Below are 23022 nucleotides of genomic sequence, written 5' to 3' on the forward strand. Positions count from 1 at the left end.
TCTTACTTATAAGAACATCAGAACGATGACTTTATCCTAATACCGACACTGACAAAAAAAGAGGGGGTGTAGTGAGTGGTGGATAGGACGATGGACGAGGTCAGAATGGTTGATTTTGCCCGTATGGATGAGGAAGTTTTCTTTAAACGCCTGTATGTGGAGCATCGGAAAATGTACACCGTCGCTTATAGTTATCTACGAACAGAAGCGGACGCGTTAGAAGTTGTACAAGAGGCTTCATGTCGGGCCTGGATGAAACGTAAGAAGCTTAAAGATGAACAGTCATTTACACCTTGGTTGATTCGAATTACGATCAATTGTTGTATGGATGAACTACGACGAAAAAAACGAGTGATTCCTACGGAGAAGCTGGCAGAGGTTGCAACTCAGGAAATGAAAAGCAACGACCGGATTGATCTGGAACGCGCTATGAACAGGTTAAAGCCCAAATATCGGCATGTGGTACTTCTTAAATATTACAATGACATGACTACAATCGAAATCGCAAAAGTGCTAAAAAAACCAGAAGGTACAATCAAAACCTGGTTACGTGAGGGACTTAAACAGCTTCGTAATGTGCTGAAGTGATATGGGAGGTGAACAGAGTGACAGATAAAGAAGATCGTATTTTGCAGAAAAATGTTGATGAAATGAATCAGAATACTGAGACTTTACAGGAAATGAAAATTTATAACGCGATGCGAAAGGGAATTATGGAAGGAAAAAAACGTGAGAAACGCCGTGTTTATACCGCAGGTTTGGGAGTGATTGCAGCTGCAGCCGTAGCCCTATTATTTACATACTCTTCAATCGGATTACCGGCCAAGGAAGTGGCCCAACCTTCAGTTCAAACCGCCAGCCCTAAAAATACAGATGATTTTGCAGCTTATCGCTCATTTTCAAGGTTAGAACCAGCACTTGCAAGTGCTCTGGAACAGAATCTCGTGATGCCGGTGGGTCAGAGCGCGGAAAACAAGGGGTACCGAGTGGATGTAACTGGTGCAGTAACAGATGGAAGGAAGGTGTATATTCTATACAGTGTTCAGAACAATACAGACAAAGAAGTTATACATGCGGATTTTGCGCTTCAATATGAAGGCATACAGGAGTCGAATCTACATAAAGGTGCTGCACTAAGTATGCTTGCCAGCGATAACCGAATTCAACCAGGCCAGTCTAAGGATTTTATATACACCACTAGTCTTTCACCAACGATTAAATATCCAAAGGAAGTAAACTATAATGTCATTCTCACTGAAACTTCAGATAAGGCGCTACAATCCAGTAGTAATAAATACCGGACTAATCTGGATGTTGCTTTCGAACTTAATCCTGATATGCTCAAAGCACAGGAAAAAATTCTAAAAACGGATAAAACGCTGACAGTTGACGGGCAAAAGATTAAAGTGAATCTAGTGCAATATACACCGCTTAGTACCTATGCAGATTTGGAGTATGATCTGAACAATGATAAACAAATTTTCCAATTGATTAATCCAGTTCTGATTAGTACAAATGGGGGTGCTACCGAAAAATTATTTTACCCCGACATCGTCAACTCTGACAATTCTGAAGTCTATTCGGACAACACCAAGTTTACGTTGGTGTTCAGGAACAGCCAGAGCGGCCTAAAGCATCAGCCAGACACCGTTTCATTAAAAACCTTTGGTATCTCGGCAGTCGAAAAAAATAAAATGAAAATTGTTGTCGATCTCAATAAGCAGCAAATCATTGAAGCACCGGGAAGCGGCCTTGAGCTTGTTGCTCCAACGCAAGAGAATTATGCAGATGAAGGAGAGATCTTGTTGCGGCATACAATTACTGATGCCGAATATTTAAAATACTACACTAGACTTGCTGAGACTTTTACTGATGCGGAAGGAAATGTGCATAAAAGAGCAATCAAAACAACTTCGGCAGGAAACTTCGGTGGCTACATGACTTCAAAGGATGGTACAGCCGTGGATGAAATGCGTTATACTTTTGGAAAGGGAGCGAAAGATTATCCTCAACCACTAACGATTACGCTAGAGAAATATATCAATCCGATTATGGATACGCAAACCGTAGAGTTATTTTCTAAGTAATAGATTAAGCTTAACGATTAATAATCTTGTATTTGTTGTAATCCTATAGGAGGTAGTTATGCGTAAATATAACACTGTAATCTTTGATGTGGATGGAACCTTAATTGATACAGAAATTGCTGTTTTGAGTTCTCTGCAAAAGATGTTAAAGGTGGATCACAACAAAGAGTATGAATTGTCAGAGCTTAATTTTGTGTTAGGTATTCCAGGTTCAGCTTCATTACCGCAACTTGGGATCGAAGATATTCATGAGGGCAATGAGAGATGGAATGTTTTCATGAAAGATTTCTATGATACTATTAACATCTTTGACGGAATTGTAGATGTAATGAGTTCATTACAGTCAAAAGAGATCGTTCAAGGAATTGTGACTTCCAAGACAAGAGATGAGCTAAATGACGATTTCGCTCCATTTGGCTTAACTAAATATTTATCATATACCGTTATCGCAGAAGATACAGCAAAGCATAAGCCACATCCAGACCCCTTGCTAGAATTTATTAGAGTATCAAAAGCAAACCCTGAATCATCTATTTACATAGGGGACACGATTTATGATTATGAATGTGCACGAGATGCTGGTGTCGATTTTGGATTAGCTTTATGGGGATGCAAGCAGCATGAGCATATTCCCGCGAAATATAAATTTGAAACTCCGCAGGATATTTTAAAGCTGCAATTGTAAAGTGAATAGGATGAATATAAAGCAGAGCGGCATTTTGCCCTCTGTTTTTTAATGGAAAAACCTTCATTGTATGTTCTTAACATTGACTCTTCTCTATCTTATCGTTAATATTACCTCTGTGCTTCATTGCCCAAAAGCCTAAAAGCTTAAAAGCTTAAAAGTAAGTAAGCACCGCAATCTTCGGATTTTATCCCAATCACAATGTTAAGGAGCACTATCGTTATGGACCGTCAGCTTAGTTTTTCAAAAAGTATGATTATCATCGCCTTTATTCTTGCATTTCTTTTTGTATCTATTTTCCTATTAAAAGCAGAACCTCATATCCCGCTTCTCGCAACCACAGTTGGCACAGCAGTCTTATTGGGTTTATTTGGCGTGTCATGGAAAGATATTGAGGCTGCTATCATCAAAGGCATACAAACAGCTATAATGCCCATTCTTATCCTCATGCTAATCGGAATATTGATCGCTGTATGGATGATGAGTGGTACGGTGCCTACACTTTTATTTTATGGTATGGATTATATTAATCCGAACTACTTTGCAGTAAGCGCGTTATATGTCACAATTGTCGTCTCTATGTTTACTGGAAGCTCATTCACCACCGTTAGCACGATTGGTGTAGCTTTGATGGGTATTGCTTTGACGACAGGGATTTCTCCAACACTTGCTGCTGGAGCGATTATTTGTGGAGCTTGTTTTGGTGATAAAATGTCTCCTTTATCTGATACTACAAATTTCGCACCTGCAGTGGTAGGTATATCCTTGTTCACACATATTCGTAATATGATGTACACAACGATTCCAGCGCTTATTATAACTACTGTCTTTTTCTTGTTCGCACCAAAAGCCGATGCGATTGATTTATCGTCGATTCAGGGGATTAAGTTTGCTCTACAGGATGGATTTAGTATTCACTGGTTAACGTTGATCTCACCACTTGCCGTTATTATTTGCTCAATCAAACGAATCCCAATCCTTCCTACACTGATGGTTGGCATTGTCACTGGTCTTCTGGTGACCGCTATTATTCAGCAGCAGGCAGAAATCGGTGTCTGGTTCAGTGTGATGCAGAATGGATACGAAAGTACTATTGCCAATGAAACCGTTGCTTCTATCGTTAACCGAGGTGGAATGCAATCAATGATGAGTTCCGTTTCACTTATCTTGATTGCTTTATCATTAGGCGGGCTAATACAATATTGTGGTGTCATAGAGGCTTTTTTTCGCAAAATCATTCAACCCCTCAAACGTAAAAGCAGTATCGTGCTTATGAGCGGCGCATCATCCATTGCGGTTAATGGGATGACTGGTGAACAGTATCTTTCTATTTTGCTGCCCGGTCAAATGTTCAAAGATGAATATAATCGCCGAGGCATTCCAGCAAAGACACTATCCCGTACGTTAGAGGATTGTGGAACCCTTGTTAATCCTTTAATTCCTTGGGGAGTTAGCGGTGCTTTTTTCGCAGCTACACTAGGTGTACCGGTAATTGAATATATACCTTATGCCACCCTTCTGTGGTTAAGCCCATTCATTACGTTTGCGTATGCTTTGATCCCGAAGCTGCAAAAGAACTCGTTAGGCTAACCTTCTCTGAAAGAATGTATTTATTGAACGGATATAAAGAATAATAAGAGTGATTTCTGATTTATATCTGGGGAATTCAGCGGGGGTATTGATAGTGAGTCGCAATAAGTTGCAGGACAGAATCAGGTTAGCAAATGTCGAGACTAAACATGCAGAGCAATTTAATAATTTATTACGTTATGTATTTCAAGTGACGAATCGTGATTTACAAATCTTTGGTTGGGAAAATCGTGAAATCACCCAAGCGAAGCTGCCAGTTCTAAAGTATGCTGATGTAGTCGGTTGGTTTGATGGTGATAAATTGATTTCACAGTTAGCAGTATACCCATTTCAAGTAAATATTTTTGGGCGAATTTATGAGATGGGTGGCTTGACGGGTGTTGGAACCTATCCCGAATATGCTAATTTAGGTTTAATGAATAAGCTGATGCTGCATGCATTAACTAAAATGCGGGGCCGCAAGCAATCAATTTCTTATCTATTTCCGTATTCCATTCCATATTATAGGCGGAAAGGCTGGGAGATCATTACCGATAAAATCTCATTTGAAGTTCCGGATACCCAGCTGCCGAAAACTAAAAAAGTTCCTGGGAACGTGGAGCGGGTAACTATTGAACATCCAGATATCAAGGAGATATATGATCAGTTCTCCATGCAGCATCATGGAGCTATGCTTCGAAATAAGTTGGCTTGGGAAGAATATTTACGTTGGGATCTGGATGAAATGACGGTAGGCATCTATTATAACAATGATGATTTGCCCACGGGGTATTTGTTGTATTGGGTTGCTGAGGAGATCTTTTATATCAAAGAAATGGTATATATTAACGAAGAAGCTCGGGTGGGATTATGGAACTTTATAAGTGCACATTTTTCGATGATTACACTTGTCAAAGGGGATATTTATAAAGGGGAGCCGCTTTCCTTCGTTTTAGATGATGGTGACATCAAGGAAACCATTGCTCCTTATTTTATGGCCCGGATAGTGGATGTACAATTATTTATCGAACAGTATCCGTTTAAAAAACAGGATAAAGAGGGTTGCCTTATCTTCACCTTGAGTGATCCGATGCTGGAATGGAACCGGGGTACATTTACGCTTAATGTGGATAAAGATGGAACAGGTGTTTTGCACGCAGGAGGGACTAACCCTTCCTTGTTGATTGACATTCCTACTTTAACCACGATGTTAATGGGCTATAAGCGACCTACCTATTTGGCTAGGATCGGTCGGATCCAGGCAGATGAAGCTACAGTTCAATTCCTGGAAGGGTTAATCAGGCCAGAACATCCTTATTTCTCTGATTATTTTTAAAAAGCATACTCTAATGAGTGTGCTTTTTTGTTCTTTTATAGTAGAATTGATTCTCGGCAACACTAAATGATATGGGGTGTAAGAATGGCGATTAATTTCACCAAACCAATGATCCAAAGGTTAGAACAAGAAATCATAGAGGTAGAGAGCAAGCTCAAAAACGTGAAGAACAAAAAGGAAAAATCCAAATTCAAAATTAATCAATTAGAACAGGATATGAAATTTAGCAAGTCTCACACAGATTTGAGCAGTAAAATGACGCGAATCAAAAAGCTTAACGATGAAATTAAAAACATGAATCGCCTGCAAGCTGATCTTTCCAAAGAATTAACAGCAAAGAAAAACTCGTTAAAAAAACTCCAGGTAAATGGAACCGCGCCTACTACAATTGATTCCACAAAAGGATAATCGATGATGGTTGCACAGATAAAAAACCGCGTAACTGGCGGTTTTTATTTTTTTACCAGCTCATCTGTATCTCCCCTTAACAAGGAAATCTCATGCTTATAGGGTGCGTTTACATATTTCTTTTCACCGATGGAGGGAGTCTCTAAGAGTTTGGGAATAGCTGGAAGTTATTCAAAAGAGACTCCACATTCACTACCTTTTCCAGCCATAGTTTCTAACGAAACCTGAACATTTCGTTTATCTGTTAGCACTTCGTTTAAGCCTTCCACGATCCGAGAGATGCCGGCTTGAGAGCCAGGATGTAGGACGATTTGGGTTGAACCCAAAGCTTCTGTTCTTATGATTTCTGATTGAAGAAACTCTATACTATGCTCAAAGACCTGTGCCGAAAGTGTATTTCCTAAGTTAACAATAAATGGAGCGTGTACAATAATATTAGAAATACCGTTATCTCTCATATGAGCATGTCCTGCTTCAATATTCAAAGCTTCAATGGGTTTGCGGCGTGTATTTTGTGGGGCTCCGGTATAAAAAAGGAAGGTGGCCGCTCCATAAGAAGCTGCCTCTTCACTAGCTCGAAGGAGCATTTTTGTTCCGGTCATAGACACATGAGAGCCTAGGAGTAAAGACATCGGGGTTGACACTTCCTTTCCTCAGAATACAGGAAGTTTTTTAGGGAAGATCAAGGTTGTCTTATCTGATCTATTATTTATGAGAGACAACCTTAGCGACCCGGAATTTAGCGCTAATTAGCGGCGAAAATAGTCTCGCCTTGAATTGGTTTTAAATCTTGCTCCCATTTAACTCTGATTGCCCGGGAAGTGAATAGATCAGCTCCATCTGAGATTTGGAAGTGTAGATGGGCCTCGCTCGTATTACCAGAATTACCTGTTAAGCCAATAACCTCCCCTTTTTCGACTTTATCCCCCGGTTTTACAGTAACTGACCCTTGTTTGAGATGCGCCAAATGACTATATTCCCCGCCATGATCAATGACAACTATATTCCCGGTAGCTTGATTCGGATTCATGACCCCAACTGGCTCATTGTCTTTAATGTCATTCACAACCGATACAACGGTGCCGTCCGCTGGAGCGAGAATGTTTTTGCCAAAGGCATAATAGCTTTCATTTCTTAGTGGGTCTCCTTTATAGGAATAGTTATCTTTGGTTTGGATAAAATCGTAAGCGTAACGCTGGATTTCTAACTCATAATGATAATTCACAAGCACATTCTCACCACCCCAAAACACATACCAATCTCCCTCAAACGGCAGTGCGTATTCATGTTTACTTAGTACATTGTCGGTTTCAGGAGAAGGGGTAAGCTCTTGAACTTGAATTAATGTAATCATCCCATCCGGATCAAACATCCCGACAAGCCCCTTATTGCCAGCATCACTAACCCATGTGCGTCGATCAAATCCATTAAGCTGCATGGTCGATGCCTTTTCCAATGTATGGATACCCTTAGTGAATTCTTTTCCTGTCTCTGCTAATTCTGTTTCACTTATTTCATCTTTTAAAGGCTGGTTAAAGCGGGCATACAACTCCTTGTACTTCCCGTCCAGTAGAATCTTTGATAGTTCATCTGGAGCAAATCCACTCAGAATGGCAGCTGTGGCCGGGTTTGTTGTCTGCTCCGCCTTTTCATTAGTGGGCACATCAGCATTCTCTCCTCCACAGGCAGCCATTAATAAAGACAGTGACCCTACAGCCAAGGCAGTTCTTGTATTCAAAATAACTTTATGAATGATTTTTTCAGGTTTTTTGTTCATATATTTCGCCTCCCAGTATTACGATTGTAGCAGTCTAGCCTTAGCTCTTCTGAAATTCTATATTAACACTTACATAATTTACTAGCTATTTAATGAATACGAATTAAGCTTCCGTTAAGATTAGTAAGATTGCTAGCCAAAAAAATCATGCTATGATGATAAAAACGTCTATTGTGAAAGGGAAAATTTATATGAATGAGGCTTCAATTTTATTGGTTGATGATGAGGTATCACTTTTAGACATTATGGAGACAGTGCTGCGTAAGGAAGGCTACGTCAATATAGATACAGTGCAAACAGGTGAAGAAGCAGTAAGTGCCTGTGAATCCAAAAAATATGATTTAATTGTGCTGGATGTAATGCTGCCCGGACGAAGTGGCATCGAAATCTGCCCTTTTATCCGGCAGACGACGGATGCTCCTATTCTTTTTCTGACTGCTCGGACGTCTGATTTCGATAAATTAACGGGCTTTGCTATAGGTGGAGATGATTATATCACTAAGCCCTTTAACCCGCTTGAAGTGGTGGCTCGTATAAGAGCACAGCTGCGGAGATATTTTGCTTCTGCTAACCAACAGGCTACTGGCAAGAGTGTAGAAATAGTCCCCCATAAATCTGCAAATGTATATGATTACGGAAGGTTTAAGCTAGATGAGACAGCGGGAGAACTCCTGGTAGAGGGTCAGTCTGTTGCTTGTCCGGCACTTGTATTTCAACTGCTGGTCTTCCTATGCAAACATCCCAATCAGATTTTCAGCAAAAGTGAGTTATATGAGAAAGTATGGGGCGATGAAGCACTGAGTGATGATAATACGGTCATGGTTCATATTCATCGAATTAGAGAACGTATCGAAGCAGACCCGTCCGATCCAAAATTTATTGTTAACGTTAGGGGCCTTGGTTATAAGCTGGTGAAGGTAGACCGCCAGGAGTTGTCCATGCCATGAATATCAAACGCCGGTTAACGTTAAGGTTCGTTCTACAGCTAGCTATTACGGGAATGGTTGTTCTCGCTATTGCAGCAGTAACGTTTACTTGGATGCTGTTGCGTTTTCTCGATATCAGTATTACGCGTGATTTTGCTAATGTTGGCTTAGAGCAACTGGTTGAATCCTCCAAAATTGATGAGAAGGGCATTCAATTTTCCCCGAGCTTGCTGGAGCAAGTGAAGAAGAATAAGGGCTGGCTGCAAAACATCGATGAAAATGGAAAAGTTGAAAGTGCCTACAACACTCCAAAAGATGTCCCAATTCAATATGGACCGGGTGAAGTAGTCGCCTATTGGACAGGGACTCAGCCTTTTCCGTATACTCTGGCTGTATGGATTCAAGAGAAAAATGGGAGACAATTCACGCTTCTTTATGGCGCGCCAAATATACTAGATCCTCTGTTAAAAAAAATGAGCGAAGGTACATTTGATGCAGTAGATGGAGATCTGGTTCTGCCTGATTCGATTGAAAGAGAAATTAAATCATCACAGGCTTTTGTTCAACTCATTGATTCATCGGGTACGGAGCTGCTCTCCTATAATAGGCCAAAGATGATTCCCACCAAGTACTCAGTGCCAGAGCTAGCACTACGCACTCTCTACAGTGAACGTTACGGCTATCATGTCCGATCTTCTTTTGATAAACAAACCGGCCAAACATGGATCGTTGGACAACCAAACGTAAAGGGAGCAGATATAGGCCAAAAGGTATGGTTACCTGAAGAGGTTAAAATTGTTATTAAAGGCTCATTAGCAATGCTCGCGGCTTTATTGCTTGCATTTATATTGCTTTCTTTATGGCAAGCTCATAGGTTTGGAGCGCCAATGCTGCATATGCTTGTATGGCTCGATTCCATTGGAAATGCCATATATACAGAGCCTATGGACCGTAAAGGAAATCGTCGTAGTCGAACACACGTAGGTAAATGGAGACGGAGATACCGGGTTTTTTCTGATGTTATGGTATCCATAGAGAAATTATCTGCTAATTTGCAGAGAGATCAAGCGTTGCGGCAACAAACAGAGAATTTGAGGGAAGAATGGATCGCAGGTGTTACACATGATTTAAAAACTCCTTTATCTTCTATAACTGGTTATGCCCATTTACTGGCGGAGCCTTCGTATGATTGGTCGAAAGAGGAAGTTCGCAAGTTTACAAGGACTATGCTGGATAAATCAGCCCATATGGACATGCTTATTAGTGATCTTGCCATGACCTATCGGCTAAAAACAGGGATCAAGCCACCAGAGCTGATGGAGGTGGAATTGAACTTTTGGCTACATCAAGCCCTTGATCAAGCTGCTGCAAATCCCGAATACGGGAAGCAACGAATTATATTTGTGCCGGCACCAAACGAAGTGAGAGCTCGATTGTATACTCCATGGCTAGAGCGGGTGGTCAACAATTTGACTGCGAATGCTTTACTTCATAACCCCTCAGATACGATTTTAACGGTTTCGCTTACTATGAATGATGAGGACAGTGGATTTACTATTCAATTTTCCGATGATGGCGATGGAATGGATGAAGTCACACTTAACCGTCTATTTGAACGTTATTATCGAGGAACGGACACCGTATCTAGCTCCAACGGATCCGGCCTTGGCATGGCGATCTCCAAGGGATTAATCGAATGTATGGAGGGCAGGATTGCTGTTGAGAGTAGCCCTGGACAAGGGACCATTATTAAGTTGAGTTGGAGCTGATCATAGAACCAGCGTTTTTCCTAACGGAAATGACGGTGGTTTTTTTGTTGTGAATATAGTTTTTTAATTCTTCTGTTTATTATCCAGCCAGAGTTGGGATCATAAATAAGTTGACATCTAAACTGATTGTAACTACAATAGTTACAGGTAGTGATTAAAAATAAATTTATCATCCTAATTTGAGGAGGAAGTAAAAATGAAAATAGCAATAACAGGAGCAACAGGTCAATTCGGATCATTGGTGATAGAAGCTTTACTTAAAACTGTACCCGCAGGTGATCTTGTAGTTAGTGTGCGGAACCCAGAAAAAGCAAGTGATCTTCAGGCGCGTGGAGTAGAAGTCCGTCATGGTGATTTTGATCAACCTGAGACGCTGGAATCAGCATTTGCCGGTGTGGATCGACTATTAATTGTATCCGCAGATGGTGATAATGAAACCCGGATTCGTCAACATAAAGCAGCTGTTGTTGCTGCGGAAAAAGCAGGCGTTGGCTTCATTGCCTACACAAGTGTAGGACAAGCAGACAAGAGTGAACTATTTCTTGCTGAAGTTCACCGCATCACCGAAGAAGCTATTCGCGCAACAGGCATTCCTTACAGCTTCCTCCGTAATAACTGGTATTTGGAGAATGAGATCGGCTCCATTCAAGGCGCTCTAGCAGGTGCCCCATGGGTGACTTCAGCAGGGAACGGTAAAGTTGGCTGGGCTACACGCGGAGATTATGCAGAAGCTGCAGCTAATGTACTGACAGGTGACGGACATGAGAACACAGTGTATGAATTGTCTGGCAAACCTTTAACACAAGAGGAATTGACTGAGATCATAGGCACTGTAATCGGTAAAGAAATCAAAGTAATCCAGGTTGACGACGAGGCTTATGCCAAGACCATGTCGGAGGTGGGTGTCCCAGAAGCTGCGCTTCCAATAGTTGTAGCTATACAACGTGGTATTCGTGAAGGTTGGCTTAATATTGAAAGTAGCGAATTAGAGAAACTGCTGAAACGTTCAGCTACTCCTCTTGCGGATGTCATTCGTGTTATGGTCGGTAATTTACAAGCATAATAATATAAAAGATAAAAGGCTTCCTCGAGGTTGAAAAACCAGTGAGGAGGCCTTTTTTTGTGTTGATAGAGGATGAATCAAATACATAACTTTTCACTATTTTGCCTTGTTCATAATTGTGTTAGTTTAGTTTAACTAGTTATACTAAAAGAAATGGAAGATACTCTGAGAGAGTACATAATCTGGCGAATAAGCGAAGGAGATGATTACAAATGAAAAGAAATATCTTGCTGGTATCTGGAGCGGCGGTTGTTGCATTAGGTGCGTATTTGTTATTGGGAGGTATCGACAAGGATACGCCCTCAGCACAAGATACAACCGACATTAAGCAATTAGTGCAAGAATATAGTTCAAGCAGTATGGAAAACCTGTCCGCTTCTATCACTTCTGAGCAACTTATTGTAACCGATAGTAACAATAAAGAGAAAACTTACGACTTGCCTAAAGATGAGTTTTTTGTTTCTATAGCTCCATATGTGGAGAATACGCATCCTTGCGCTACACATAGCTTGACCGGCTGCCAAGGGGAATTAACGGATGATGAGTTTAAAGTATATATCGAAGACAGCGAAGGCAATGTGATTGTGGATCAAGAAATGAAATCGCTATCTAACGGATTTATTGATCTTTGGTTACCCCGGGACAAACAATATAACGTAACCATTGAGCAGGATGGAAAAGCAGCAAAATCTGAGCTTTCCACTTTTAAGAGTGATAATACATGTGTTACCACTATGCAATTGGCAGAAAGTATCTAAAAAGTTGTAGAGAGAAGACTTGGAAAGCGAATGCTCAGGAGGATGTTTCTTAAGCGATGTCGAATTCGTTATTCATAATCCGATTTGATCTTCCTTCTGATGTATTCTGTGTCGGACTTTCGCCAAATGTCCATCGTATCGGACTCCATTGCAGCTATTTTAGATTTTCGCAGCATTTTTCAAGCTTATCGGACTGCATAGCTCTTATTGGGTTGTAATGGCACAGAATCGGAGTGTTTTTAGGGAAATAGCTGCATCTGGGTCCGATAACCTGGTGAAATGCCATAAATCTTCGAAATAAGAGCCCCACGGTCCGATCCAGCGGAGAGTTAGAAACTGTTTGGGAAAAGGAACAAAAGTATCACACGAATGATCAAAAGAAATTGCTTTACAGAAGAGAGGAGAGGGATGAATGGTTAAAGAGCTGATCATTGGGGATGTTTTGCAGGAGTTGGCTGGTACGCGTCGGATACTGGAGAAGCTGCCTCAGGAGCATATGACATGGAAACCACACTCTAAGTCAATGAGCCTGGGTGGGCTGGCCACACATCTTGTTACCCTTCTGAGCTGGCAATCCGCAATTCTTCTTTACTCGGAGTTTGATTTGGCATCCGTGGCATACCGACGAGAAGCACTGGAGAGTCCCGATGCGGTTCTACAAGAGTTCGACCTGAAAGCTCGTGAGATTGAGGAATTAATTACTGCAAGCAATGTGGAGATGCTCGGCGCCGAGTGGACCTTGCGGAACGGGGAGCAGATCATCCGTCGTCAGACCCGGGCTGCTGCGCTTCGTACCATCGGATTGAATCACATGGTTCACCACCGGGCACAGCTTGGAGTATATTTGCGGCTGCTTGACGTGCCGGTACCTGGTCTTTATGGACCCTCGGCTGATGAATTAGAATTAGCAAACGGGGAAGTTTGATTAGTGAGGAAGCCCTACACTGCCAAGTAAGTTCAAGATATAGCTCTTACCTTATATATTGGAGTATTAAGTTACTTCCAAACATACGGTAATGGGCTTATTTGCTTTTTTCTAGCACTACACTAAATAAAACTCATGGAGGATCGGGAGGTTTGGGTTGACACTTTAGTTAATTTGGAGATATTATAGATTCATTAAATCTATGATGTAACAGATATTTTTTTGATTTAATAATAGATAAAAAGAGTCTTTAATATCTGCATATAGGAGATGATTCATATGATTTACGATTGCATTATTGTTGGTGGTGGACCCGCAGGCTTGAACGCAGCCCTTGTTCTTGGTAGGGCAAGACGAAAAGTAGCTTTAATTGATAATAATCAGCCAAGAAATGCTGTTACCCATGCGTCACATGGTTTTATTACAAGAGACGGGGTTACACCAGCCGAGTTTCGTCGTATTGCGTATGAGGAGGTACTACGTTATCCGTCAGTTGAGCATATCCAGACTGAGATTATTTCGATTAACAAAAATGATTCTGGATTTGCAGTACTTGATTCGTTTGGTCGTCACATTGAAGCTCGCAGATTGATTTTGGCGACTGGGTTAAAGGAGGTCCTTCCTGAGATAGAGGGCCTACGTCCATTATACGGAAAAAGTCTGTTTAATTGCCCGTATTGTGACGGCTGGGAATTACGAGATCAACCCCTTGTCGTTGTTTGCGAAAATCCACATATTTTTCATATGGCAAAGATGCTGCTCAATTGGAGTAAAGATTTGGTTATCTGCACGAACGGCAAGACATTCCTTTCAGATGAACAGAAAAAAAGTCTTGAGGCCAAGGGGGTTGTAGTCAAAGAATCATTAGTTTCCTCTTTTATGGGTCATGACGGGCAACTTCAGGCGGTTCGTTTTGCGGATGGTACTGAGATCATAAGAACGGGAGGGTTTATTGCTCCGAATTTGATCCAAACGGCATCGATCGTAGATCATTTGGCTGTAGAGCGGAATGATTCTGGTGGGTTTAGCACAGATGGTGCGGGGAGAACCTCGATTCCAGGATTATATTCGGCTGGAGATGTTTCTTATTTTATGCCTTCTCAGTTAGTGTTTGCCGCGGCTGACGGGAGTCGGACAGCTATGAGTGTAAATATGGATCTTACAGAAGAAGAATTTGAACTTTTTTAACGAATTATGGGTAGGAAGTTGAAAATAATAAGTATGCATGATAACATAATTACAAATTAATGATCGGAGTTGAAAAGTATAGTGTAGTAATTATTCTTGCGTCCTATGATGAATAAAACAACAACAATGGTTTATTTCGTTTGTTTTATTCTTTGTATGCAAGAAAGTTACTACTTCTTTTCACTCGAAAATATATCCATATCTAACTCCATTTGGGGCTGGATTTGCTGTATTTATTTGAGTCACAAGAAAGTAACTTTCTTGTGGCTTTTATTTTTTAAAATACAGGAGGATTATTTTATGTCATTAATAAATGTCACAAATCTAACCTTTGCCTATGAAGGCAGCTACGATAACATATTTGAGAACGTAAACTTTCAAATCGATACCGATTGGAAATTAGGTTTCACAGGGAGAAATGGTCGAGGAAAGACTACATTTCTTAGCTTATTGCTTGGAAAGCATGAATACAGCGGTAATATTTCTGCTCATGTCAGCTTTGAATATTTCCCTTTTCAGGTGAATAACAAGGAGCTTAACACCATAGATGTGATCAGCGAGATTTTTCCGGATTATATTCATTGGAAGTTAATGCGTGAGCTTTCTTTGCTAAAGGTTTCTGAGGATGTGTTATATCGTCCCTTTGATTCATTGTCTAACGGAGAGCAGACGAAAGTGCTGTTAGCCACATTATTCATTAAGGAAAATAGCTTCCTGTTGATTGATGAACCTACAAATCATTTGGATATGACGGCAAGAAAGCTTGTCAGTGATTACCTCAATTCAAAAAGTGGATATATTCTGGTTTCTCACGACAGATCCTTTCTTGATAATTGTGTGGACCACATCTTGTCAATCAACAAAACCAATATAGAGATTCAAAAGGGCAATTTTTCTAGCTGGTGGGAGAATAAAGTCAGACAAGATAACTTTGAGTTAGCAGAAGACGAAAAACTTAGAAGAGATATCAAACGCTAGTCAGCATCATCTAAACGGACAGGTAACTGGTCACATGAGGTGGAAAAAACTAAAAACGGAACTAGAAATTCTGGATCTAAGTTAGATAAAGGTTATGTTGGGCACAAGGCCGCTAAAATGATGAAACGCTCTAAAGCCATCGAGCAAAGACAGCAATCTGCCATCAACGAAAAGTCTAAGCTTCTTAAAAATATTGAAAATTCTGAGAACTTAGAGATTACGCAGCTTGCTTATCATAAACGTCATCTTGCGGAGCTGGACAATGTTTCGGTTTTTTACGGAGAGAAAAGGGTATGTTCAGAAGTAAGCTTTACCATTGAGCAGGGGGAGAGAATAGCACTCTCGGGTAAAAATGGTTCCGGGAAATCAAGTATCATCAAATTGATCTGCGGTGAGGAGATAGATTATACCGGCACCTTCACTAAGGATAGCCAGCTTATCATTTCCTACGTATCGCAAGACACTTCTGATCTACGGGGCGATTTAACAGATTATGCTAGAGAGAATGGGATAGATGAAAGTCTTTTTAAATCTATTCTGCGAAAGCTTGATTTCTCCAGAATTCAATTTGATAAGGATATTTCCACATACAGTGGCGGCCAAAAGAAAAAAGTCCTGATCGCCAAAAGTCTTAGTGAAAAAGCTCATTTGTATATTTGGGATGAACCGCTTAATTTTATTGATGTTATTTCACGTATGCAAATTGAAGAGCTATTGCTTGAATATACACCAACACTCGTTTTTGTGGAGCATGATCGCGAATTTTGCCATAATGTTGCCACGAAGATCATTGAACTTAGCTGATATTTTTAACATCGATTGAAAATTTCCAACTCTAACAGACCAATATTATTATATTAATAAAGATAATTATTATATATATTACAGTTATCCAATGTACTATAATGGTATAGTTAAACTTTATGATATGTAATTGATGCCTAAAGAAACAACCTATAGAATTGAACAACAGGAGGAAACAAGTTGAGTACACAGAGTGTGGGAATTCCATTAGAAGGTTTTGCAGAATTTAGCCGAACGGTAGCCGCTGAAGGTGCGGTACTGTTGAAGAATGATCATCAGGTGCTTCCGCTTGGTGAAAATGATAATGTTGCTGTATTTGGCAGAACTCAAGTGAATTATTATCGCAGTGGTACTGGTTCGGGCGGTAGTGTTCATGTTACTTATACAACCAACCTGCTAGGCGGTCTTCGCAGTAAAAAGAACCTTACGGTCAACGAAGATTTGGCAGCAGTATATGAGAAGTGGATTGCGCAAAATCCATTTGATAATGGTGGCGGCGTTTGGGCTGCAGAGCCATGGAACCAGAAGGAAATGCTTTTATCCGACGAATTGGTAGCAGAGGCTAGAAGAAAATCGAACAAAGCAATCATTGTAATCGGACGTACAGCAGGAGAAGATCAGGATAATGTCGATGGTTCAGGGAGCTACCAACTAACAGCTGATGAAAAGGCGATGCTGAAGCAGGTAACTACATATTTTGAGCAAACGATTGTTGTACTGAACGTCTCTAATATTATTGATATGAGCTGGCTGAACGATGAAAGCTATAAAAATCCGATTTCGTCTGTCATCTACTCTTGGCAGGGGGGAATGGAAGGTGGTAATGCAATTGCGGACGTGCTGGCCGGAGAAGTGACTCCAAGCGGTAAATTAACAGACACGATCGCATATTCCATCAACGATTACCCGTCAACACATAACTACGGCAATGAATTTACAAACCTTTATCAGGAAGATATCTATGTTGGTTATCGCTATTTCGAGACATTTTGCCCAGAAAAGGTTCAATATGAGTTTGGTTATGGAATATCGTATACCAAGTTTAAGCTCGAGCCAGAAGAAGCAAAACTTATTAACAAAGCTGGCGAACTAAATGTTGAAGTCGGCGTAACCGTAACCAATATAGGAACTACCTTTGCTGGAAAAGAGGTCGTTCAGGTCTATTATGAAGCTCCACAAGGAAAATTGGGACAGCCTGCTAAAGCTTTGGCAGCATTCGCAAAAACAAAAGTCCTTCAGCCAGGCGAAGCTCAACGTCTTACTGTGAGTTTTCCTGTTCATTCTATGGCTTCCTATGATGACGCTGGTGTGACAGGGCATGCTTCTGCTTATGTGCTAGAAGAAGGCACGTACCGCGTGTTTGCGGGAACGAGTGTTAAAAAAGTGGAGGAAGTCAAGGTTGAAGGGAATAGCGGCTATGTCGTGGAAACTCTTCAAGTTGTGGAACAGTTACAAGAAGCTCTTGCACCAACGCAAAGCTTTACAAGAATGCAACCTGGCGTTCAAAATGCAGACGGTTCGTATGAACTTCTGTATGTAGAGGTTCCAACACGCAAGATTTCGTTAGCAGAACGGATCGAGAGCAATCTACCAACAACGATCTCCCAGACAGGCAATCAAGGGCATAAATTAAGAGATGTATTTGAACAAAAAGTTAGTATGGAAGCTTTTATTGCCCAGCTTAGTGACGATGACTTGGCTGCCATTGTCCGGGGTGAAGGCATGAGCAGTCCTTTAGTTACACCGGGTACAGCTTCTGCATTTGGAGGAGTAAGTGATAGTCTATATAACTTAGGAATCCCTGTTGCATGTACGGCAGATGGTCCTTCAGGAATTCGTATGGATAGTGGAGCAAAAGCGACTCAGGTTGCGATCGGAACGCTTCTTGCAGCTACTTGGAATGCCGAATTAGTCGAAGAGCTGTATGTGTTAGAAGGACAAGAGTTGGTAAGAAACAACATAGACACCTTGCTTGGACCAGGTCTGAATATTCGTCGCAGCCCGCTTAATGGCCGCAACTTTGAATATTTTTCTGAAGATCCTTTGATCTCTGGGGTGTTTGCCGCTGCATGTACACGTGGGATTATGAAAGGTGGCTCTAATGCCACACTGAAGCATTTTGCCTGCAATAATCAGGAGAAACATCGCAGTAAGGTTGACGCTGTTGTGTCGGAACGTGCGCTTCGCGAGATTTATTTGAAAGGTTTCGAAATTGCTGTGAAGCAGGGTGGGGCAAATTCAATTATGACCTCTTATAACCCTGTTAATGGACATTGGGCCGCTTCAAATTACGATTTGAACACTACAATTCTCCGCGGAGAATGGGGCTTCAAAGGTATTGTCATGACAGACTGGTGGGCCATCATGAATGATGTCGTTAATGGTGGAGCTGCAGACCGGAAATTTACAAATTGGATGGTCCGTGCACAAAATGATCTGTACATGGTTGTAGCTAACTATGGCGCCGAAATTAATGGATGGAATGACAACACCATTGAATCCTTGGAAAATGGATCTTTGACTAGAGGAGAGCTGCAACGTTCTGCAATGAATATTTGTGAGTTCATCATGCATGCTCCAGTATTCTCGAGAAAACAGCAAATTATTGAAACGGTTGAGTCCTTTAAGGCCAATCCTTCACTTACTGCAGAACAAGTACAATCCTTATCTCAAAATCCACAGGTTAAGCCAGCCGTTGAAGGATCGACTTTCTTTGAAGTTGGCCAAGCTGGTCAATATCGGATCCTCGTGCATATCATGTCAACAGAGCCTGAGCTGGCTCAAAGTGCATGCAATGTTAATTTGAATGATCAATTGATGACAACCATTCAAACCAACGGGACAGAAGGTCAATGGATTAGACAAAAGCTTGTGAAAGTAGAACTCGAAGCAGGTCTTTATGAAATGAAACTGGAATTCATTAAACCAGGTTTACAGATCGACTGGATCGAATTTAATAAAGTTGACTAAGTAGCTCTAAATATAAGTTAAAGGAAAAACCCTGTGCTAATGCGCAGGGTTTTCCTTTTGCTAAGCGATTAGTTTAAAGTTGAGACTACCTTACTCTACTTGGAACTGGAACCACTTAAAGTCAAACTGGCTCCCCGGTAGAAATATAAAGGTGACGGTTTGTGGACCGGTTACGCGCTCCAACACAAATTCTCTTTCGCAATAATCACTTGACTGTGTAAACTCCACAAGCTGTCTCTTTTCACCCTCTGGTCCGCTAAATAGAATATGCAGAGTATTTTTATCGATAGGCGAATGCCCGCATAAGGTTAGTTTAGTGCTTCCAGTCTCACCGAAGTCCATATCTTTAAAGATGAGAGAGACGTTGTTACCAATATTTTTGATTTGTCCATCTGCCAGTGTAAAGGAATCCCCATAAATCTGATTGTATTCCAGAACGTTAAGTTGTTCGTACGCTTTTAAAGGTTTGTTAAACTGAAAGCCCTTGAGATGAATCTTTTTATGAAGAACAAAACAAAGGGTGGTGACACCTTTTATTCGCTCAGGTAATGAGTAGGTTTCCTCTTGATATACATTCCATATAGAAGGTTTTTGATAGGTTACCTGTGTCAGCAGAGCTGCGTTTGGAGCATCCGGAGTACCTTTCCATATATCAATCGTATATTTATCGTTATCTAGCGCGAAGATAGGAAGGGTAAGTTCAGTAGCTCCATAATCACCGAAATCGATGTTGTCGAAACAGATCCAGCTTTCTCCTTCTCTTGCAGTAGCCACTCCGCGTTCATTCCCATTTGTTAAGTTCCGGCTCGTATTGCTATGATAACCAGCGGAAACAAACTCATAAGGATTCAAAAAGGCGGCTCCCATATCTCGAATATGGAATTCCATAAGCGAGTACAGGCGCACTTGATCTGCACCGTTTTTCGTTGCACACCGTATATAGACGTCTCCGTCTCCCAAAGCCGATATTACTGCTTCATGCCCATTTGCCTCAAGAACGGCTATATTGGCGTCAATGCCGGCAGCATTCGTAACTCGCCATTCAATTTCCTGATAGGTTGCGTTCTCTGGATGAATTTGCACACGAACCGGAAGTGCTCGGGTGTCCTTCGTTAGTTGATTTCCTTGTGGGCATATGATTTCCAGCTTGCGAACGGGAATTTCATCTGATAAATAGTCTTGGGATAACTCGCTCACATCCGATAGTGATTGTGACGAATGCTGATAAAGTACAAGCTCTTCGTCCTTAGAATGATCTAGCTCTCGTGCTTCGGCAGTCAGTGTAAGCTCAGCGGACTGTAAGCCTTGGGAAGATGCACGTACAACGATTTTACCTGGCTCCAATGAAGAGGCAATGACTGCAAGCAATTTTCCACTGAACATCCGGCGACTTGTTACTTTATATGAATCGTAGTCAGTGCTGTCACCATTATCCAAACCAACAAGACGCCCCGGTCCTTCTACAGAGATTTGGATACGATTATTGGCGTTCTCCACGGGACGTCCTTCTTGATCGAGGGTCGAGATCTCAACAAATACCAAGTCCGATCCGTCAGCAGTGATCTGAGTTTTATCAGGCTTCATGACCACAGTAGTTGAATCTCCGAAAGAAGTTACCGTATCTTCAGCGATCTGTACTCCGTGTTCATCATAAGCGACTGCTCGTAGAGTACCTTCGCTAAATGGGAGCTGCCATTCCCCAAGCAGCTTTTTACCATGTTTATGGTCAATGTTAAAAGTGCCCATGGATTGATCATTAAAGAACAATTCGATTTGTGGTGCGTTGGAGCATACTCGCACATCAATAAGCTGCCCTTCAGAGAAATCCCAGTATGGAAAAATATGAATCATCGGGGCGACCTTGTAATCCGTCCATTCTGCTTGATAAATATAATAGGAATCCTTTTTGAATCCCGCGGTATCCAGTTGACCGAAATACGAGTTTTTAGTGAAGTACGGGGTCGGCTCCCCGATATAGTCAAATCCAGTCCAAATAAATTGTCCCGGTGAGTAGGTCGCATCACGATCTGCAATGATGCAAGCTTCTGTGTTCTTGGCACCCCAGCTAGTGGAGCTATTTCCTAAAGCTGAGCATTGTTCATCATCGTCAGACAATACAGACTGAGCAAAAGGGAAGTGATAGATGCCTCTGCTCTGTACAGTAGACGATGTTTCACTGCCATAAATAATCCAGTCTGGATGTTCCTCATGATGCTGATCATAGTATTTTTCGGCATAGTTATACCCTGCGAACTTCACTAGATCTGCGCATTTCTGTGCATTCTCCCAAGGCATATAGTTGGAACCGATAGTAACCACTGCATTTCCTTTAGGGTCATGAACCTGCACCAGATCACGTAATTCTATGGTTAACTCTTGGCCGCGTTCATCGGCATGGGTGTCGTATATTTCATTTCCGATACTCCACATGAGCATGGAGGGGCGATTTCTATCCCGGCGTACCCAGCTGGCAATATCTTGTTTCCACCAATCCGGATAAAATCTGGCGTAGTCAAAAGGAGTTTTACTGCGTTCCCACATATCGAATGCTTCGGAAACTATGAGCACGCCCATCTCATCGGCTAGTTCCATCAATTCAACGGCTGGCATATTGTGGGCCGTACGAATAGCGTTTACGCCCATCTCCTGCAGGAGGATAATCTGTCTTTTTAGAGCTGTTTTATTCACCGCAGCCCCCAAACATCCCAAATCATGATGTTGGCATACGCCATGAATCTTCACCTTTCGGCCATTCAATAAGAAACCTTGTTGGCTGTCAAACTCCATCGTACGGAATCCGAAGGTTTGGACTTCTTCCTCGATCACTTGTTCGTTCTCTAACAGCTCCGTTTTTAGGTTATAACAGTAAGGCTGGTTAATATCCCAGAGCATTGGATTATTGATGGATAAGAGGGCAGAGCTGGGTACAGCAGACCCGACTTGTACTGGAATTTCATTTTCTACATGAGAGATACAAGTTCCTGAAGCATCTAGTATACTGTGACGAATTATGTAGTGCTTTGCGCTTTGCAATAGATCATTGCACAATACTTCGGTATCTACCTCAACATTCCAGGCATCCTCTTTTTTGCGAGTAGAGATATAAATACCATCAGGCACAATATGTGTCCCTGGATACGTCTTCAGCCATACACTCCGATAGATGCCCGCACCGGAATACCAGCGTGAGTTAGGAGACTCATGAACCACTTGAACATAGATTTCGTTGATACCTTCAATAATGTATGGCGTGATATCTAATTCAAAAGTGGAGTATCCATTTTTCCAGACGCCTGCGATATGGCCGTTCACATAGAGAGTGGAGTCCATGTATACGCCTTCAAAACGAAGCGACACACGGCTATTTGGCACGTGCTCATCTATAACTATGCTTTTACGGTACCAGCCTTCTCCGCTTTCATATAGATTATGTGTATCAAAAATTAGCCAGTCATGGGGTAAGGTTACGTCGATCCACTCCGAATCAGCTGCTATCACCGATTCTAAAGTAGACTTAAGCGGCTGTTTGCTGAATAACCAGTCATTATTTAATCTTGTTTTCTGACTCATGAATGAAGTTCTCCTTTATCTTTGAAAAATTTAGAAGTGGTTATTATCGATGTGAATGATTTCCGTAAAGCCTTTTCTATTCTTTTTTATCATATCAAAGATTTTGCAAAAAGACATTCACGAAGAAGAGTAAAAAAACCGTTATAACAAAGCTATTGAAATCGCATTCAAAATGATAACATGCCATTGGTAAATTATCTATTTATTTC

General features: G+C 41.3%; 15 protein-coding genes and 2 pseudogenes. 14 read left to right on the plus strand and 3 right to left on the minus strand.

Annotated features, from left to right (window positions below; genetic code table 11):
- The first annotated feature begins 90 nt into the window (after positions 1-90).
- The 6 genes from MKZ16_RS15590 (at position 91) to MKZ16_RS15615 (ending at position 6085) form a co-directional block, all read left to right on the plus strand.
- Positions 91-588 carry an RNA polymerase sigma factor gene (locus tag MKZ16_RS15590; protein WP_036678355.1) on the plus strand — a complete coding sequence of 166 codons (498 nt, stop codon included), beginning with the start codon at positions 91-93 and terminating at the stop codon, positions 586-588.
- A gap of 17 nt (positions 589-605) precedes the next feature.
- A complete protein-coding gene (locus MKZ16_RS15595) occupies positions 606-2087 on the plus strand; it encodes a DUF4179 domain-containing protein (RefSeq protein ID WP_076105657.1) in 1482 nt (493 codons plus the stop codon).
- Between the two features lie 58 nt (positions 2088-2145).
- Positions 2146-2772 (plus strand): HAD family hydrolase, encoded by a 627-nt coding sequence (locus tag MKZ16_RS15600; protein ID WP_038570921.1) that lies wholly within the window; start codon positions 2146-2148, stop codon positions 2770-2772.
- A gap of 222 nt (positions 2773-2994) precedes the next feature.
- Positions 2995-4362 (plus strand): Na+/H+ antiporter NhaC, encoded by a 1368-nt coding sequence (nhaC, locus tag MKZ16_RS15605; protein ID WP_076105658.1) that lies wholly within the window; start codon positions 2995-2997, stop codon positions 4360-4362.
- A 94-nt stretch (positions 4363-4456) separates the two neighbouring features.
- Complete coding sequence (locus tag MKZ16_RS15610) at positions 4457-5677, plus strand: GNAT family N-acetyltransferase (RefSeq protein ID WP_036677937.1); 1221 nt, start codon at positions 4457-4459, stop codon at positions 5675-5677.
- Between the two features lie 84 nt (positions 5678-5761).
- A complete protein-coding gene (locus MKZ16_RS15615; protein WP_036677934.1) occupies positions 5762-6085 on the plus strand; it encodes a hypothetical protein in 324 nt (107 codons plus the stop codon).
- 44 nt (positions 6086-6129) lie between these two features.
- Here MKZ16_RS15615 and MKZ16_RS15620 read toward each other — a convergent pair.
- Both MKZ16_RS15620 and MKZ16_RS15625 read right to left on the minus strand, forming a co-directional pair.
- A pseudogene (locus MKZ16_RS15620) lies at positions 6130-6717 on the minus strand (TIM barrel protein).
- Positions 6718-6830: 113 nt separating this feature from the next.
- Entirely contained in the window at positions 6831-7862 is a 1032-nt protein-coding gene (locus MKZ16_RS15625; RefSeq protein ID WP_076099276.1) for a M23 family metallopeptidase, read from the minus strand.
- Between the two features lie 191 nt (positions 7863-8053).
- Between MKZ16_RS15625 and MKZ16_RS15630 the strand changes: the two genes are divergently transcribed.
- The 8 genes and pseudogenes from MKZ16_RS15630 (at position 8054) to MKZ16_RS15665 (ending at position 19243) form a co-directional block, all read left to right on the plus strand.
- Entirely contained in the window at positions 8054-8809 is a 756-nt protein-coding gene (locus MKZ16_RS15630) for a response regulator transcription factor (RefSeq protein WP_036677929.1), read from the plus strand.
- Complete coding sequence (locus tag MKZ16_RS15635) at positions 8806-10557, plus strand: HAMP domain-containing sensor histidine kinase (RefSeq protein WP_076105659.1); 1752 nt, start codon at positions 8806-8808, stop codon at positions 10555-10557. The genes MKZ16_RS15630 and MKZ16_RS15635 overlap by 4 nt, the downstream gene beginning before the upstream one ends.
- A 196-nt stretch (positions 10558-10753) precedes the next feature.
- Positions 10754-11620, plus strand: coding sequence for an SDR family oxidoreductase (locus MKZ16_RS15640; RefSeq protein ID WP_038570928.1), 867 nt, complete (start codon positions 10754-10756; stop codon positions 11618-11620).
- 212 nt (positions 11621-11832) lie between these two features.
- On the plus strand, positions 11833-12378 hold the full coding sequence (locus MKZ16_RS15645; protein ID WP_076105660.1) for a CueP family metal-binding protein: 546 nt from the start codon (positions 11833-11835) through the stop codon (positions 12376-12378).
- 412 nt (positions 12379-12790) lie between these two features.
- Positions 12791-13303: a DinB family protein gene (locus tag MKZ16_RS15650; protein ID WP_076105661.1), complete on the plus strand. Its 513-nt coding sequence runs from the start codon at positions 12791-12793 to the stop codon at positions 13301-13303.
- 279 nt (positions 13304-13582) lie between these two features.
- Positions 13583-14491, plus strand: a complete 909-nt coding sequence (locus tag MKZ16_RS15655) for an NAD(P)/FAD-dependent oxidoreductase (RefSeq protein ID WP_036677918.1) — start codon at positions 13583-13585, stop codon at positions 14489-14491.
- A gap of 300 nt (positions 14492-14791) precedes the next feature.
- Positions 14792-16273, plus strand: a pseudogene (locus tag MKZ16_RS15660) (Lsa family ABC-F type ribosomal protection protein).
- 180 nt (positions 16274-16453) lie between these two features.
- Complete coding sequence (locus MKZ16_RS15665) at positions 16454-19243, plus strand: glycoside hydrolase family 3 C-terminal domain-containing protein (RefSeq protein WP_036677914.1); 2790 nt, start codon at positions 16454-16456, stop codon at positions 19241-19243.
- 90 nt (positions 19244-19333) lie between these two features.
- On the opposite strand, the gene MKZ16_RS15670 is transcribed toward MKZ16_RS15665, so the two are convergent.
- Positions 19334-22813, minus strand: a complete 3480-nt coding sequence (locus MKZ16_RS15670) for a glycoside hydrolase family 2 (RefSeq protein ID WP_076105663.1) — start codon at positions 22811-22813, stop codon at positions 19334-19336.
- Between the last annotated feature and the right edge of the window lie 209 nt (positions 22814-23022).

The sequence above is a fragment of the Paenibacillus sp. FSL R5-0928 genome (assembly GCF_037970385.1).
Classification (GTDB): domain Bacteria; phylum Bacillota; class Bacilli; order Paenibacillales; family Paenibacillaceae; genus Paenibacillus_AQ; species Paenibacillus_AQ odorifer.

Coding starts and splice junctions, on each gene's coding strand:
- MKZ16_RS15640 (WP_038570928.1), top strand. CDS start 10,754: ATGAAAATAGCAATAACAGGAGCAACAGGTCAATTCGGATCATTGGTG.
- MKZ16_RS15645 (WP_076105660.1), top strand. CDS start 11,833: ATGAAAAGAAATATCTTGCTGGTATCTGGAGCGGCGGTTGTTGCATTA.
- MKZ16_RS15650 (WP_076105661.1), top strand. CDS start 12,791: ATGGTTAAAGAGCTGATCATTGGGGATGTTTTGCAGGAGTTGGCTGGT.
- nhaC (WP_076105658.1), top strand. CDS start 2,995: ATGGACCGTCAGCTTAGTTTTTCAAAAAGTATGATTATCATCGCCTTT.
- MKZ16_RS15615 (WP_036677934.1), top strand. CDS start 5,762: ATGGCGATTAATTTCACCAAACCAATGATCCAAAGGTTAGAACAAGAA.
- MKZ16_RS15635 (WP_076105659.1), top strand. CDS start 8,806: ATGAATATCAAACGCCGGTTAACGTTAAGGTTCGTTCTACAGCTAGCT.
- MKZ16_RS15655 (WP_036677918.1), top strand. CDS start 13,583: ATGATTTACGATTGCATTATTGTTGGTGGTGGACCCGCAGGCTTGAAC.
- MKZ16_RS15630 (WP_036677929.1), top strand. CDS start 8,054: ATGAATGAGGCTTCAATTTTATTGGTTGATGATGAGGTATCACTTTTA.
- MKZ16_RS15590 (WP_036678355.1), top strand. CDS start 91: ATGGACGAGGTCAGAATGGTTGATTTTGCCCGTATGGATGAGGAAGTT.
- MKZ16_RS15670 (WP_076105663.1), bottom strand. CDS start 22,813: ATGAGTCAGAAAACAAGATTAAATAATGACTGGTTATTCAGCAAACAG.
- MKZ16_RS15625 (WP_076099276.1), bottom strand. CDS start 7,862: ATGAACAAAAAACCTGAAAAAATCATTCATAAAGTTATTTTGAATACA.
- MKZ16_RS15600 (WP_038570921.1), top strand. CDS start 2,146: ATGCGTAAATATAACACTGTAATCTTTGATGTGGATGGAACCTTAATT.